The organism is Arthrobacter alpinus (assembly GCF_001294625.1).
Lineage (GTDB): Bacteria > Actinomycetota > Actinomycetes > Actinomycetales > Micrococcaceae > Specibacter > Specibacter alpinus_A.
Genome location: NZ_CP012677.1, coordinates 2,859,072 through 2,873,231, shown reverse-complemented (window position 1 = coordinate 2,873,231; position 14,160 = coordinate 2,859,072). Strand labels below are relative to the sequence as shown.

Sequence of the window (14,160 nt, the reverse complement as noted above, 5' to 3'; positions counted from 1 at the left end):
TGGGGTTTAGCCGAAGAGGATGGCGGCCTCGTCGTAGCGGTGCTGCGGAACAGTCTTGAGGTTGCCAAGCGCCGCCTCGAAGGGGACGTGCTCAATCTCGGTGCCCTTCAGGGATACCATGGTGCCCCAGCGTCCCTCCACCACGGAGTCGACGGCGGCCATGCCCAGGCGGGTGGCCAGAACACGGTCAAAGCTGGAGGGGACCCCGCCACGCTGGATGTGGCCCAGGATGGTGGCACGCGTCTCGATGCCGGTGCGGGCCTCGATTTCGGGAGCCAGCTGCTCGGAAATACCGCCAAGGCGGGGACGCCCAAAGGTGTCCAGCCCGCGTTCGGAATGGGCGGAGTCCTGGTGGTCCGGGACAAAGCCCTCTGCCACCACAATCAGGGGTGCGCGGCCGCGGTCCCGGGCTTCTTGCACCCATTCAACGATCTGCTCAATGCTGGTCCTTTGCTCCGGGATAAGCACCGCGTGGGCGCCGGTCGCCATGCCCGCGTGCAGCGCGATCCAGCCCACATGGCGGCCCATGACCTCGGCGATCATGCAGCGGTGGTGGGATTCGCCCGTGGTGCGGAGTCGGTCGATGGCCTCGGTGGCGATTTGCACGGCCGTGTCGAAGCCGAAGGTGTAGTCGGTGGCGTCGAGGTCGTTGTCGACGGTCTTGGGCACGCCCACGATCTTCAGTCCGGCGTCGGTGAGGCGGCGGGCGGCTGCGAGGGTGCCTTCGCCGCCAATGGCGATCATGGCGTCGATGCCAAGGCGCTCCATGTGCGCCTTGATGACCTCTGGCCCGCCATTGCCCTCGAACGGGTTGGTGCGGGAGGTGCCCAAGATGGTGCCGCCTTGTTTGGAAATGCCGCGCACGCTTTGGCGGGGCAGGTCCATGATGTCGCCCTCCACCACGCCGCGCCAGCCGTCACGGAACCCCACAAATTCGTGGCCGTAGACCTTGATGCCCTTGAGAACAATTCCTCGGATAACCGCATTTAGTCCGGGGCAGTCGCCGCCGCTGGTGAGAATACCGATCTTCATATGAAATTCAGGCCCTTCAAGGGATGGGGTCAATGTGTACACGAGCGCACCATTGAGCTCCTCTCTAGGACATTCTATGCGGTCATGTGATGGAGGCAACTGCTGACCCGCTTTGTGAACGGCGTGGGTCAGCAGTTCCGCGTTGGCGCTACTTCTTGCGAAAGAGGTTGACGGCGCCGGCCGTCACCATGGCAACACCTGCTCCCAACAGGAGCCACATGGCGGTTTGGGCCGCGTCCAGGGACAGCTCCAGCTGGCTGCTGACAATGATCAAGGCGGCAATGAGGACAACGACGGCGCCCCAGACCACAGTGCCTACACGCGCCGGAGCACGGTGGTGGGCTTCCGGAGGTGTTTCGTAGGGGAGATTTACGGGTTCTGCGGGATTTTCCATGATGTGCTCCATAAAGTTCATTAGTTGCAGGGCAGTCGTTCGGTGTCAGGGGGCCGGGACCGTGATCACGCTGATATTGCTTGCGGCCCCCTGCAAGATGATGACAAGACCCGGGCCTGTCGACGCCGGGTTGATGGCTGTGGTGGTCTGCTCGGCCAGCACGCCGCCATTGTTATCGCCATTGATGGTCAGTGAGGCTGCCGCCAGTTCACTCTTGATGCTCACCGGGATGTTGTCCGGAACCTTGATGGTGACGCTGGAAACGACCAGGTCCACTGGTATCTGGACATCGGCCTTGAGCGGGGTGCCGTCGCTGACCAGGGTGAGGTCAAGGGTTGCGTTGCCCAGGACCACCGTCCGTCCGTCCTCGGCCGCGCTGATGCTTTGTGGGGTCCAGGTGCTGCTGTTGAAGGCGATGAACGCGCTGTTCTGCGCCGGCAGGCTCATGAGCCCGGCCAACACCAGCATGACAACGGCGAACGTGCCCAGCCCGCCGGCAGTCCGGCCCATGACTCCGGCCACAATGATGCCCACACCCGCAGTGACGGCAGCTGCGGCCGCGGCAATCCCGGTTTGGTATCCGTTCAGATCAATGACGCCGGTGGCTTCCAGAAGCAGTACCGTTGCGCCAACCACGGCGGCCATGCCCAGCACCAGAAAACTTGCCGCGGCACCGAGTCGTGATGTGGCGCGCTTGTGCTTGATATACAGCCGCGGGTCTGGCCGGTACGGCTGCTCACCAGCGTAGTTCAGGGGCTGGGCACCGCCGGGGCCGCTGCCCGGCCAAGTGGGGCCAGACCAGGACCGGGCCTGCTCCTGGGGGGCGTCCTGGCGTCCTTGCGCCGGTGACGGGCTGGAATCCTTGTCCTTGTCACGGTTGATGGCCCAGTAGATCACGGCACCCACGCCGGCAATCCAGAACAGCGGCCAGAGGAACCCGCCGTCGTTCCTGTCAAAGAGGAACCCCTGGCCGGGCCCGGCCAGGCCCACAACGGTCAGCGCCGCCGCCCCTGTCATGCCCGCTGACCAGTGCCCGCGGCCCACTTCCTGCACATGAATGCGCCCGTCGGGTTCAGGCAGCAAAGCCCATGCCACGCCATAGGCCAGCAGGCCGACACCGAAAAACAGGCTCAGCACCACGGCCAGGCCACGCACTACAACGGGGTCGATGCCCCATTTGTCCGCCAGCCCGCCGCACACGCCACCGACCCAGCGGTGGCTGCCACGCTGCACACCCAAACCACGAAGCCACTGGTAAAACCTTGCCGATTCAGGGGAGGGGACGGGGACTTGTTGGTCAGGATCCGGCACTGTGGCCTGCTCTGGGTTCTCATTGGAGGTGTTCATGGTTCAATCATGTCCGTCCGGGCAGGCCGCTGAACATCGGGGGTGACCCTGAAAGAACCCTGAACGGCCCCCGAGGAATCGGTGCAGAGGGTGCGGGGCATGCTTGGATTGGCTCATGAGCGCAAAGATGTACCGTTCCCAGCAACGTATTGTTGCCGGGGTTTGTGGCGGACTGGCCGGACACCTTGGCCTGAAGGTGGGGCTGGTGCGGGCCCTGATGGTTGGCGCGAGCCTGTTTTTTGGTGCCGGTCTGCTCTTTTACGCCTGGCTGTGGCTGCTGGTTCCCATGGAAGGGGAGCAGGCCGGCGACGGCACAACACTTCTCGACGCCGACGGCAACCCGCGCCTGCGCCTCTTCCGCCCAGCCGACGGCGCCCCTGAGGAGGCCGGCCCCGTCGTCCAACGCCAGAAACTTTCGATCGGCTTCAAGGAGGTGTTGATCGGTGGCGCGCTGGTGATGGCGGCCGTCATCTTGGCGGGGCAACAATGGGGCTTGAACCTGCAGCTGGGGACCCTAATTCCGCTGCTGGTCATTGCTGTGGGCGCTGTTTTGGCGTGGATGCAATTGGACAACACCCGCCGTGTGGGGCTTCTCAGCGCCGCCAAGATGGACACGCCCATCGCCTTGCTGCGCCTGGGCGGTGGCATTGTGCTTGTCATTGCCGGGGTCCTTGTCATTGTGACGGGAACTGGGTCGTGGTCGCTGGTGTGGGCGTCGGTAGTGGCTTCCTTGGCAGTGCTTGCCGGTGTGGCGCTGGTCCTTGCGCCGTGGGCGCTAAAGTTTTGGCGGGAATTTCAAAGTGAAAGGGCAGGGCGCATCCGTGAAACGGAACGGGCGGAGATTGCCGCGCACCTGCATGACTCGGTGCTGCAAACTTTGGCCCTGATCCAAAAAAGTGCCAATTCCGCCGCGGATGTGACTCGTTTGGCAAGGGCGCAGGAACGCGAACTGCGGGAATGGATCTATCAAGATGCCAGCCAGAACGGCGGCCAGTTGGTGGCCAGGGTCAAGGGGGTTTGCGCCGAAATCGAGGACCTTTACGGGCAGGGCGTGGAAGTGGTGACGGTGGGCGACGCCGAGCTGAACGACCGCAGTCAGGCACTTGTTCAGGCCACCCGCGAGGCGGTGCTCAACGGTGTCCGGCACGGCGGGACGGCTGTCTCGGTCTATGTTGAGGCCGGGGTGAAGGGTGTGGACGTGTTCGTCAAGGACAGGGGGGCCGGCTTTGACATAGCTGCTATCCCGGCCGACCGTCTCGGGGTCAGGGAGTCCTTGTTGGGCCGGATGTCCCGCAACGGCGGAACAGCTGAGATCATTAGTTCAGCCAGCGGGACCGAGGTGCGCCTGCACCTGCCCAGCGAGACGAGCAACCATGAGGACGCACGATGACCGAAGCAGCCCAACCGATCCGTGTAGTGGTGGTCGATGACCATGCCATCTTCCGATCCGGCCTAAAAGCGGACCTGGACCCTGACCTCCTGGTCCTGGCAGAAGCGGCCACCGTTGAAGAGGCTGTTGCCGAGGTTGTGCGCCACCAGCCAGATGTGGTGTTGCTGGACGTTCACCTTCCCGGCGGCAGAGGGCAGGGCGGGCGGGAAGTCATCGCCGGCTGTGCGGCGGTGATGCCCGGCACCAAATTCCTTGCCCTGAGCGTGTCCGACGCCGCCGAAGACGTGGTGGCTGTGATTCGCGCCGGCGCCCGCGGCTACGTGACAAAGTCGATTTCCGGGGCTGAAATCTCCGACGCAGTCCGGCGCGTGGCGGGCGGGGACGCGGTGTTCTCGCCGCGCCTGGCCGGTTTTGTGCTTGACGCCTTCGGCACCGCAGAGGTTGCTGTTGAGGATGAGCTGGACCGGCTCTCGGCCCGTGAACTGGAAGTCATGCGCCTCATTGCCCGGGGCTACTCGTACAAGGAGGTAGCCAAGGCCCTGTTCATCTCCATCAAAACCGTTGAATCACACGTCTCCGCGGTGCTGCGCAAGCTCCAGCTCTCCTCCCGCCACGAACTCACCCGCTGGGCCGCCGACCGCCGTCTGCTCTAACGAGCGGTGGTCGAGATGCCCGACCACCGGCCGTCGTCGTTATTTGGCGGTGCCCAGGAATTCCTGCAGGCGGGAAATGCCGGTGGCCAGGTCTTCGTCGCCAAGGGCGTAGGAGAGCCGGATGTAGCCGCTGGGGCCAAACGCCTCGCCTGGCACCACGGCAACCTCCACCTTTTCCAGGATTAGCGCCGCCAGTTCGGCCGACGTCGCGGGGCGCTCACCTGCGATTTCCTTGCCGAGCAGTCCGCGGACATCGGCGTAGGCGTAGAAGGCGCCGTGCGGGGTGGGGCATTCGACGCCGTCAATCGCGTTCAGGCCCGCAACCATGGCCTTGCGACGGCGGTCAAAGGCCACTTTCATCTCATCCACTGCCGTCAGCGGCCCGGCCACGGCGGCCAGAGCGGCCATCTGGGAGACGTTGGCAACGTTGGAGGTGGCATGAGACTGCATGTTCGTGGCGGCCTTGATAACGTCGGGGGCCGCGATCATCCATCCCACCCGCCAGCCGGTCATGGCATAGGTCTTGGCAACTCCGTTGAGAATGACAACCTTGTCACCAAGTTCCGGGACGGCTGTCGCGATCGAGGTGAACGGCACGGCGTCGTAGGTGAGGTGTTCATAGATTTCATCGGTGATGACCCACAAACCCTTGGACGCTGCCCACAAACCGATCTCACGGGTTTGCTCGGGGGAATAAACAGCGCCTGTCGGGTTGGACGGGGAGACGAACAGCAAGATCTTGGTGCGCGGTGTCAGGGCCGCTTCCAACTGCTCGACCGTGACGAGATAGCCCTGTTCGGGCCCGGCAAACACGTCCACAGGGACGCCGCCGGCCAGGCGGATGGCTTCCGGGTACGTGGTCCAGTACGGGGTAGGCAACAGTACCTCGTCACCTGGATCCAGCAAGGTGGCGAAGGACTCATACACGGCCTGCTTGCCACCATTGGTCACTAGCACCTGGGAGGGGTCCGCCGGGTATCCGGAGTCGCGCAGGGTCTTGGCGGCGATGGCTGCCTTCAGCTCGGGGAGGCCGGCGGCTGGGGAGTAGCGGTGGAACTTGGGCTGCCGGGCGGCGTTAATGGCCGCGTCGACAATGTAGCTGGGGGTCGGGAAATCGGGCTCACCGGCACCAAACCCGATGACGGGGCGCCCAGCTGCCTTAAGGGCCTTGGCCTTGGCGTCAACAGCCAGCGTGGCTGACTCGGCAATGGCGGCGATTCGGGCGGACACGCGGCGCCCGGTGGAGTTCTTAGCTGTCAGTTCGGCAGACATCGAGGTACTTTCTTTTCAAGGGTGAGCTTAAAAATTGCAAACTTCATCACCCCCCACTTTAGGCGCATTGCGCACCCGGTTCGACGTACCGCGCTAAGAATGCGTAGAATGAATAACTGGTGCAAAACCTCCACGATGGTGCACGCCTTGGCGCTGGTTTGGAAAACAGCTGTTCAAGACGGTAAGTTATTCATGGCAAAGAGCATCAGTGGGACCGGAAATTTTTGGTTCTGCAAGGTATTTGTTTCATAGGGTAGTGGCGCAATTGGTAGCGCAGCGGTCTCCAAAACCGCAGGTTGCAGGTTCGAGTCCTGTCTGCCCTGCGCATAGGCTTAGCGGGTTTGGTTCACTGGTTTCTAGGTGGACCAAACCCATCTCCGTCTAGCGAATAAAATGCACGCGACACGCGCTTGTCCACACGACGAGCGCTGGGTCATCCCAACTAATGATTGAGTGAGGCACTGGTGACCGATACTTCGGCAAGCAACTCCAAGGGCCGCTCTGCAAAGAAGACTAACAAGTCCTCAGGACCTGGTTTCTTCGCTCGCATTGCGATCTTCCTCCGCCAAGTCATTGGTGAGATGAAAAAGGTTGTCACCCCCACTCGCAAAGAGTTGATCAACATGACCGCCGTCGTGCTGGTATTCGTGGTCATCGTTATGGCGATTGTCACCGTGTTGGATCTGGGTTTCGGCAAGGCCGTGCTTTGGGTCTTCGGCGGCAACGTCAGTGGCGAGCAGTAGACGCTGAACTTTGGCCGGCCCCGCTGTGAACACGGCATGGGTCGGTTTGAGCCATTTAAGAAACGCACAAGGAAAGCAGGAAATTCGTGTCTGAGCAGGAGCCCGAGGCAACTTACAGTGAGCAGGACCTGGACACTGTGGTCGCTGATACTGCCATCAGTGCCGACCTTGATGCAGCCGAGGCAGTAGATGGCGACGATTCCGTCGCCACTGGCACGGACGACGTCGAACCCCAAGACGCTCTCGAAGAGGTCACCGAGGCTGAGGTTGACGTCACTGAGGCTGACGCCGAGCCCGAGGTGGATCCGGCCGAGGAGTTCAAGGCCAAGCTGCGCCGCCAGGAGGGTGACTGGTATGTCATCCACTCCTACGCCGGCTATGAAAATCGTGTCAAGGTCAACCTTGAATCACGCAGCCTCTCGCTGAACATGGAAGATTTCATCTTCGAAGTCCAGGTCCCCATGGAAGAAGTCGTGGAGATCAAAAACGCCCAGCGCAAGGTTGTGAACCGTGTTCGCATCCCCGGCTACGTTCTGGTCCGCATGGACCTGACGGACGCCTCCTGGGGTGTTGTTCGCCACACGCCCGGCGTTACCGGCTTCGTGGGCAACGCACACAATCCCGTGCCGTTGCGTCTGGATGAAGTGTTCTCCATGCTGGCCCCGATCTTCGAGGAGCAGCAGGCGGAGGAGTCCGGTATTCCGTTGCGTCACGATCCCCTGGATGCGGACATCGACTTTGAAGTCGGCGAAGCCGTCATCGTCAAGGACGGTCCCTTCGAGACCTTGTCCGCCACGATCTCAGAGATCAAGCCCGAGACGCAGCAGCTGGTTGTGCTGGTTTCCATCTTCGAGCGCGAAACCCCGGTTACGCTCGCCTTCAACCAGGTCACCAAGATCTAGTTGAACCACTAATTTCGCTGAACGGCAACTATAAGCTTTGTTGCCGGGCAGCGTTCGGCCGGACGCCATTCGGCCACCCACCTTGGACGCGCTCCGTCGTCCTAGGAAAGATATTGAGAGAAGGACCCTACATTGGCTCCCAAGAAGAAGGTCACCGGCCTTATCAAGCTGCAGATCCAGGCAGGCGCCGCTAACCCGGCACCGCCCATCGGTCCGGCACTTGGTCAGCACGGCGTCAACATCATGGAATTCTGCAAGGCGTACAACGCTGCAACGGAATCCCAGCGCGGAAACGTTATCCCCGTGGAAATCACGGTTTACGAAGACCGTTCATTTACGTTCATCACCAAGACCCCGCCGGCTGCAGAGCTCATCAAAAAGGCTGCAGGCGTCGCCAAGGGTTCAGCTACCCCGCACACCGTCAAGGTTGCTCAGCTGACCAAGGCACAGGTAACCGAGATCGCCACCCAGAAGCTGGTCGACCTCAACGCCACCAGCATCGAAGGCGCCGAGAAGATCATCGCCGGCACCGCCCGCTCCATGGGTATCACCGTCGAGGCCTAAGTCTTTTAGACTTTGCTTTACGCCCGTTTGGGCACACATAAACATTCAGAACGACGCCGGACCCCTCACCTTAGGGTGTGCGCCGGCGGACGTAGTGGCAGGGCCCGCGCGGTCCTAACGACCACAACTGCACAAGGAGAAACAGCAGCATGGCAAAGCGCAGCAAAGCATATGAGGCAGCCGTAGCCAAGATCGATGCGGAGAAACTTTACGCACCGTTCGAGGCCATCAAGCTCGCCAAGGCAACCAACCCCTCCAAGTTCGACGCGACCGTCGAGGTTGCCTTCCGCTTGGGTGTAGACCCTCGCAAGGCTGACCAGATGATCCGCGGCACAGTGAACCTGCCTCACGGTACCGGTAAGACGGCACGTGTTCTGGTTTTCGCAACCGGTGAGCGCGCCGAGGCTGCTATTGCAGCTGGCGCTGACTTTGTTGGCACCGACGAACTGATCGAAAAGATCCAGGGCGGCTGGACCGACTTCGATGCAGCCGTTGCCACCCCCGACCTCATGGGTAAGGTTGGCCGTTTGGGTAAGGTTCTTGGCCCGCGTAACCTCATGCCGAACCCGAAGACCGGTACGGTAACGAACGACGTCGCCAAGGCTGTCAATGACATCAAGGGTGGAAAGATCGACTTCCGCGTCGACAAGCACTCCAACCTTCACTTCATCATCGGCAAGGTCTCCTTCGACGAGATCAAGCTGGCTGAGAACTACGCGGCAGCACTGGAAGAGGTGCTTCGTTTGAAGCCGTCCGCTTCCAAGGGCCGCTACCTGCAGAAGGCCACCGTCGCCACGACGTTCGGCCCCGGCATTTCCGTGGATCCTGCGGCCACGAAGGTCTTGACTGAGGTCTAAGGCTTGGTTTTATTGTGGGGAGGGCTGGTGTAGCGAATAGCTGCACCAGCCCTCCCTTTTTTGTATGGTTGGATTCACAAGCAGCCCCACAATTTGGAAAGCCGTTCAATGGACTTCACAATTCGACAGGCCACCGTGGCAGATGCTGCCTCTCTGGCTGAACTTGCTGCCTTGACGTTTCCGCTGGCTTGCCCGACCAGCAGCGAGCCCGAAAACATCGCCGCCTTTATTGCCTCGGAATTAAGCGCAGTGTCCTTTGCCCGGTATCTCAGCGACCCGCAGCGGATACTGTTCGTCGCCGAAGGCGGCCTCGGGAAGGGGGAGCAACACTTGCTTGCCTACACCATGATGGTTGACGGCCCGTCATCGGACGCGGATGTGCTGGCGGCATTCAACGGCCCATCCGTGGAAATGAGTAAATGTTATGCCCATCCGGATTGCCACGGGATGGGGATCAGCGCAGCCGTTATGGCAGCGAGCCTACAATGGGCCGCTGACCAGGGAAGCCCGCAGGTCTGGTTGGGGGTCAATACTGAGAACCTCCGCGCCAAGACCTTCTATGAGAAGCACGGTTTCACTGTGGCTGGACACAAGAGTTTTCAATTGGGGAGCCGGGTCGAGCACGACTACCTCATGCTCAGGCCTCTCTAAAGCATGTTTTCAGGAGCAACAAAGATGACTGATATCCGGATCGAACAATTGCGCGTGCCCCAGACGCTTGATGGCGAAGGCGGCCAGGACTTTCTCCGTGCCGTTGATGTGTCCCGGCAGGTGCGGATCAACGCTTGGGGAAATGACGATCTGGCGTACACGGGCGCCGAACTTCTTGCCGTTTGCCAGGATCCTTACGAGTGGTACGTGATGCTCGTGGCTCGTCTCGATGGTGAGATCGTGGGCCGTGCAGGCATTGCGATGCCCCTAGACGACACAACAGAACTGGCCCATGTGACCCTTGATGTCCTGCCCCAGACACAGGGGCACGGCATAGGACGCCAGCTCCTGGCTGCCGCCGAGACCTTTGTTCGCGGCGAGAACCGCAGGGTGGTTGTGGTTGAAACCAATCACGCCGCAGCGAGTCTGTGGACGGGCGACGCCGAGGTTCTCAAGGCTGCGAACGGTTTTGGAGAGTTGCCGATGAACAGCCGGGAGACCCGGTTTGCTTTCAGTGCCGGGTATGCGCTGGAACGAGTTGAACAATTCGGCTCCTGTCTGCTGCCCCTTGACCCTGCGGTGGCGCTCGAGCTCTCAGTGCTGGCCCGTGGAGCCCACGGGGATGCGTATGCGGTGCACCAATGGGTGGACAGGTGTCCGGAACGCTGGGCGGCCGATATCGTCTTTTTGGAGAACGGCCAGGAACAGCTGGGCAATACTCCCGTGAGCACTGACGACACGGCTGGCGAGGGTGCTGCGTGGGGTGTGGACAGGCTGCGTGAAGCGGAGATCCTATCGGTGGAATCGGGTCGGCGTTCCCTGGTCACTGCTGCCGAATGCGTGTCCACGGGGAGGCTTGTCGGGTTCACGTCAATTTCGGTGTTGGGAAACCGGGGCGACGTCGTTTTCCAGGACGACACTGTGGTGGAGGTTGGGCATCGGGGCAAGGAACTGGGGCTGATGATCAAGGTTGCCAACCTTGAAATGCTGGCGCGAGAGTTCCCGCAGTCCCGGGTTGTCTATACCTGGAACGCTGCGGACGACTCTTACATGTTGAAAGTGAATGCCCGGCTTGGCTTTGTTGCTGCCGGCGTTACCGGCCAGTGGCGCAAGGACTTCGATTTGGAGTAGGCCCACCCGATCCTGTATTCTTAGAGAACCAAAGACCGTCGGTCGGTGGAAATCAACCCCATTGTGAGTGGCGCAGCATGTGCCATTTTGCCTTGGAAACGGGCGATTTTTCATCCGAAAGTCCATGTATGGACGGCCAGCGCAGGTGCACAAAGCTTAGGCAGTGTTGAACGTGGGGTGAACCCATGGATCCACTGCCACTAACGCCCCGTACATCTGTGCGGGGCGTTTTGTTTGTCCAGATTGCCTCTCTTTCGGGAAGCTCTGGGCAGGACTGCAAAGACCGGCACTAATTCCCGGAAGGAGGGTTATGGCAACGCCAACAAAGGTGGCTGCGGTTGCAGAAATCAAGCAAGATTTCAACGATTCCACTGCAGCAGTCCTAACCGAATACCGTGGGCTCACCGTTGCACAGCTCAAAGAGCTGCGCGTTTCTCTCGGCCAGGACACCAAGTTCTCGGTTGTAAAGAACACTCTGACTGCCATTGCGGCTAAGGAAGCTGGTGTTGACGCTTTCGAAGGTCAGCTCAGCGGCCCCACCGCCATTGCATTCATCAAGGGTGACGCTGTTGCGGCAGCAAAGAGCCTGACGGATTTTGCAAAAACCAACAAGGCGCTGGTCATCAAGACCGGTTTCTTCGAAGGTAGATCTCTGAATGCCTCTGAGGTTGCCGCCCTGGCGGCCCTGGAGTCCCGCGAGCTGCAGCTGGCCAAGGTTGCAGGCATCCTCAAGGCACCGATGGCCGCCGCTGTGCGCTCCATCGACGCCCTGCGTCTCAAGCTTGCCGAAGATGCTCCCGTTGAAGAGGCTCCGGCCGCTGAGGAAGCACCCGTCGCAGAAGAGGCTCCGGCCGCTGAGACCACCGAGGCCTAAAACCTCATGGGATTCGTCCCTCAAGTTCTTCCCTAAATCCATGAGGACTTAGGTACTTTGATTCGCCCCCCGGGGCAAGTACACAGAAGGAGCGCCACACATGGCTAAGCTCACCAACGACGAGCTCATTGCAGCTTTCAAGGAACTGACCATCATCGAGCTCTCTGAGTTCGTCAAGCTCTTCGAAGAGACCTTCGAAGTTACCGCTGCTGCTGTTGCAGTTGCCGGTCCTGCTGGCGGCGCAGCTGAAGAAGCTGAAGAGCAGACCGAATTCGACGTTATCCTCGAAGCTGCTGGCGACAAGAAGATTGCAGTCATCAAGGAGGTGCGCGCCATCACGTCCCTCGGCCTCAAGGAAGCTAAGGACGTCGTTGACTCCGCTCCCAAGGCTGTCCTCGAAGGCGCCACCAAGGAAGCTGCTGAGAAGGCCAAGGAAGCTCTCGAAGCTGCCGGCGCCACGGTTACCCTCAAGTAATCACCTCGCCTTTCAAAAGAAGCCCCGCACCGATTGGTGCGGGGCTTCTTTGCGCCCTCAAGCCGTTGTCAAGGCGACGGTGTCGGCACAGAGCCAAGGCAACCTCGGGCGTGGGCAGCTGGAGCTTGTTCACGCCCACCATTTGACGTAGTTTGGGCCACGAGATTGACCGGCCGCCGGGTTCAATGCTCATCAGGGCGGCGGCCTCAGCGAGGGAATTCGCGGCAGGGCGGCCAAAGATCTCAACGGCCAGGCCTCGGCCCTGGGGCGTCAGCAGCTACCCTGGTATGGCCTCCCCGGTGACAGGCTCACTGCGCGTCGCGGAACAGCAGGAGCGCTTCCCCCTGACCTCCGCCGCCGCAAAGCGACACGGCTGCTTTTCCAGAGCCTCGGCGGCTCAGTTCGAAGGCGGCGTGCAGGGCCAGCCTGGCGCCTGAGGTGCCGATGGGGTGTCCCAGTGCGATGGCGCCGCCGTGGATATTGCACTTCGCCAAGGGATATTGGAGGTCCCTGAGTGATTGGACTGCAACCGACCCGAAGGCCTCGTTGATCTCGATGAAGTCCAGATCCGAGGCGGTCCAGCCGGCTTTGGTCAGGGCGCTGAGGATGGCGTTGGAAGGCTGTGAATGCAGTGAGTTGTCGGGTCCGGCGACTTGGCCTGGAGCCCCTACTGCGGCAAGCCACGGCAGGCCGTGCGCATCCGCGTAACCGCGGGTGGTCAACACCAGGGCCGCTGCGCCGTCCGAGAGGGGAGAGGAATTGCCTGCCGTGATGGCGCCGTCGGCTGTGAACGCCGGGCGCAGACCAGCAAGGGTTTCCACCGTGGTGTTGGCTCTGATGCCCTCGTCCTGGCTCAGCATGACAGGATTGCCCTTGCGCTGCGGCACCGCGACAGGGACGATCTCTTCGTCAAATACGTGTGCCGCCTGCGCTGCCGCTGCCCGCTGGTGGGATGCGGCGGCAACCTCGTCCTGGGACGTGCGGGAGATGTTCAGGCGGATATTGCCGCGTTCGGTGGACAGGCCCATGGACTCGCCGTCGAAGGCGTCGGTGAGGCCGTCGTGCGCTGCCACGTCAAGCGCCTGTATTGAGCCGTAGGTCCAGCCCTGCCGCGAGCCGGGGAGCAGGTGGGGGGCACGCGTCATGGACTCCTGGCCGCCAGCCACCACTACGGTGGCGTCGCCGCTGCGAATCAGGCGAGCGGCGTCGATCACTGCCGTGAGGCCCGACAGACACACCTTGTTGATGGTCACTGCGGGGACGTCCCAGCTGATACCGGCGCCGACAGCGCTTTGGCGAGCAGGGTTTTGACCAGCACCAGCCTGCAGGACATGGCCCATGATGACCTGGTCCACATCGGATCCGCTGATGCCTGAACGTGTGAGTGCGGCGGCAATTGCCTTGGCTCCTAGCTCAGTGGCGGTGAAACTCGCCAGTTGTCCATTGAGGCGTCCCTGCGGGGTGCGGGCGCCGGCGAGGATTACCACATCGTTTGCTTCTACAGCCATTGAGGCTCACTCCTTAAAGCATCACCTGCACACATCACCGTTGACGTGTGCATACGTTTCTATAGAATCTAACAGTAAGAGGGGGAAGAAAATTTCCACAACATAGTCTGTGGCGACGCGCTCCAACAGCCCCGGAGGGGCTCCGGAACATTGATACTTGCGTATTTTCAGAACGTGGGGTAGACAAGTGACCCCTTTTGCCTGTAATGTAGTTCTTTGCGTATCCCTCTTAACCTTCAGCCTTCATATAGCGGTGGGCTTTGCTTAGGACAAGAGTTTGGACAGCACGCATCGCAAGGGTTGGCGCAGCCGCTTTTCGGTGGGTAATGGACGAGCTACTTGACCAGCGATCGTCTTGGTTTGATGA

The 14,160-nt window shown here is 61.2% G+C and carries 15 protein-coding genes and 1 tRNA gene; 11 read left to right on the top strand and 5 right to left on the bottom strand.

Features of this window, described 5'->3' with window-relative positions; translation table 11 throughout:
* Nucleotides 1–6 precede the first annotated feature (6 nt).
* From AOC05_RS13005 to AOC05_RS12995, 3 genes are all read right to left on the bottom strand, one after another.
* A complete protein-coding gene (locus tag AOC05_RS13005; RefSeq protein ID WP_062007582.1) occupies nt 7–1,032 on the bottom strand; it encodes a 6-phosphofructokinase in 1,026 nt (341 codons plus the stop codon).
* A 148-nt stretch (nt 1,033–1,180) separates the two neighbouring features.
* On the bottom strand, nt 1,181–1,426 hold the full coding sequence (locus AOC05_RS13000; protein WP_157374985.1) for a hypothetical protein: 246 nt from the start codon (nt 1,424–1,426) through the stop codon (nt 1,181–1,183).
* 45 nt (nt 1,427–1,471) lie between these two features.
* Nucleotides 1,472–2,773: a PspC domain-containing protein gene (locus AOC05_RS12995; RefSeq protein ID WP_062007581.1), complete on the bottom strand. Its 1,302-nt coding sequence runs from the start codon at nt 2,771–2,773 to the stop codon at nt 1,472–1,474.
* A 115-nt stretch (nt 2,774–2,888) separates the two neighbouring features.
* Between AOC05_RS12995 and AOC05_RS12990 the strand changes: the two genes are divergently transcribed.
* A complete protein-coding gene (locus tag AOC05_RS12990; protein ID WP_062007580.1) occupies nt 2,889–4,163 on the top strand; it encodes an ATP-binding protein in 1,275 nt (424 codons plus the stop codon).
* Nucleotides 4,160–4,816 (top strand): LuxR C-terminal-related transcriptional regulator, encoded by a 657-nt coding sequence (locus AOC05_RS12985; RefSeq protein WP_062007579.1) that lies wholly within the window; start codon nt 4,160–4,162, stop codon nt 4,814–4,816. The genes AOC05_RS12990 and AOC05_RS12985 overlap by 4 nt, the downstream gene beginning before the upstream one ends.
* Nucleotides 4,817–4,855: 39 nt before the next feature.
* Here AOC05_RS12985 and AOC05_RS12980 read toward each other — a convergent pair whose 3' ends face one another.
* The gene (locus AOC05_RS12980; RefSeq protein ID WP_062007578.1) at nt 4,856–6,088 is read right to left on the bottom strand and encodes a pyridoxal phosphate-dependent aminotransferase; all 1,233 of its coding nucleotides are present in this window, start codon (nt 6,086–6,088) and stop codon (nt 4,856–4,858) included.
* Nucleotides 6,089–6,338: 250 nt separating this feature from the next.
* Between AOC05_RS12980 and AOC05_RS12975 the strand changes: the two genes are divergently transcribed.
* From AOC05_RS12975 to rplL, 9 genes are all read left to right on the top strand, one after another.
* A tRNA-Trp gene (locus AOC05_RS12975) sits at nt 6,339–6,411 on the top strand.
* Between the two features lie 126 nt (nt 6,412–6,537).
* Nucleotides 6,538–6,831, top strand: a complete 294-nt coding sequence (secE, locus tag AOC05_RS12970; RefSeq protein WP_062007577.1) for a preprotein translocase subunit SecE — start codon at nt 6,538–6,540, stop codon at nt 6,829–6,831.
* Between the two features lie 86 nt (nt 6,832–6,917).
* Nucleotides 6,918–7,733: a transcription termination/antitermination protein NusG gene (nusG, locus tag AOC05_RS12965; RefSeq protein ID WP_062007576.1), complete on the top strand. Its 816-nt coding sequence runs from the start codon at nt 6,918–6,920 to the stop codon at nt 7,731–7,733.
* Between the two features lie 132 nt (nt 7,734–7,865).
* Nucleotides 7,866–8,297, top strand: coding sequence for a 50S ribosomal protein L11 (gene rplK / locus AOC05_RS12960; protein ID WP_026555792.1), 432 nt, complete (start codon nt 7,866–7,868; stop codon nt 8,295–8,297).
* 149 nt (nt 8,298–8,446) lie between these two features.
* Complete coding sequence (rplA, locus tag AOC05_RS12955; protein WP_062007575.1) at nt 8,447–9,154, top strand: 50S ribosomal protein L1; 708 nt, start codon at nt 8,447–8,449, stop codon at nt 9,152–9,154.
* A gap of 108 nt (nt 9,155–9,262) precedes the next feature.
* On the top strand, nt 9,263–9,805 hold the full coding sequence (locus AOC05_RS12950) for a GNAT family N-acetyltransferase (protein WP_062007574.1): 543 nt from the start codon (nt 9,263–9,265) through the stop codon (nt 9,803–9,805).
* Between the two features lie 24 nt (nt 9,806–9,829).
* Nucleotides 9,830–10,936: a GNAT family N-acetyltransferase gene (locus AOC05_RS12945; protein WP_230085356.1), complete on the top strand. Its 1,107-nt coding sequence runs from the start codon at nt 9,830–9,832 to the stop codon at nt 10,934–10,936.
* A gap of 310 nt (nt 10,937–11,246) precedes the next feature.
* On the top strand, nt 11,247–11,810 hold the full coding sequence (gene rplJ / locus AOC05_RS12940) for a 50S ribosomal protein L10 (protein WP_062007572.1): 564 nt from the start codon (nt 11,247–11,249) through the stop codon (nt 11,808–11,810).
* Between the two features lie 100 nt (nt 11,811–11,910).
* Complete coding sequence (rplL, locus tag AOC05_RS12935; RefSeq protein WP_062007571.1) at nt 11,911–12,285, top strand: 50S ribosomal protein L7/L12; 375 nt, start codon at nt 11,911–11,913, stop codon at nt 12,283–12,285.
* Between the two features lie 308 nt (nt 12,286–12,593).
* Here the strand turns inward: rplL and AOC05_RS12930 are convergent, their stop codons facing one another.
* The gene (locus AOC05_RS12930) at nt 12,594–13,793 is read right to left on the bottom strand and encodes an acetyl-CoA C-acetyltransferase (RefSeq protein WP_062007570.1); all 1,200 of its coding nucleotides are present in this window, start codon (nt 13,791–13,793) and stop codon (nt 12,594–12,596) included.
* Nucleotides 13,794–14,160 lie beyond the last annotated feature (367 nt).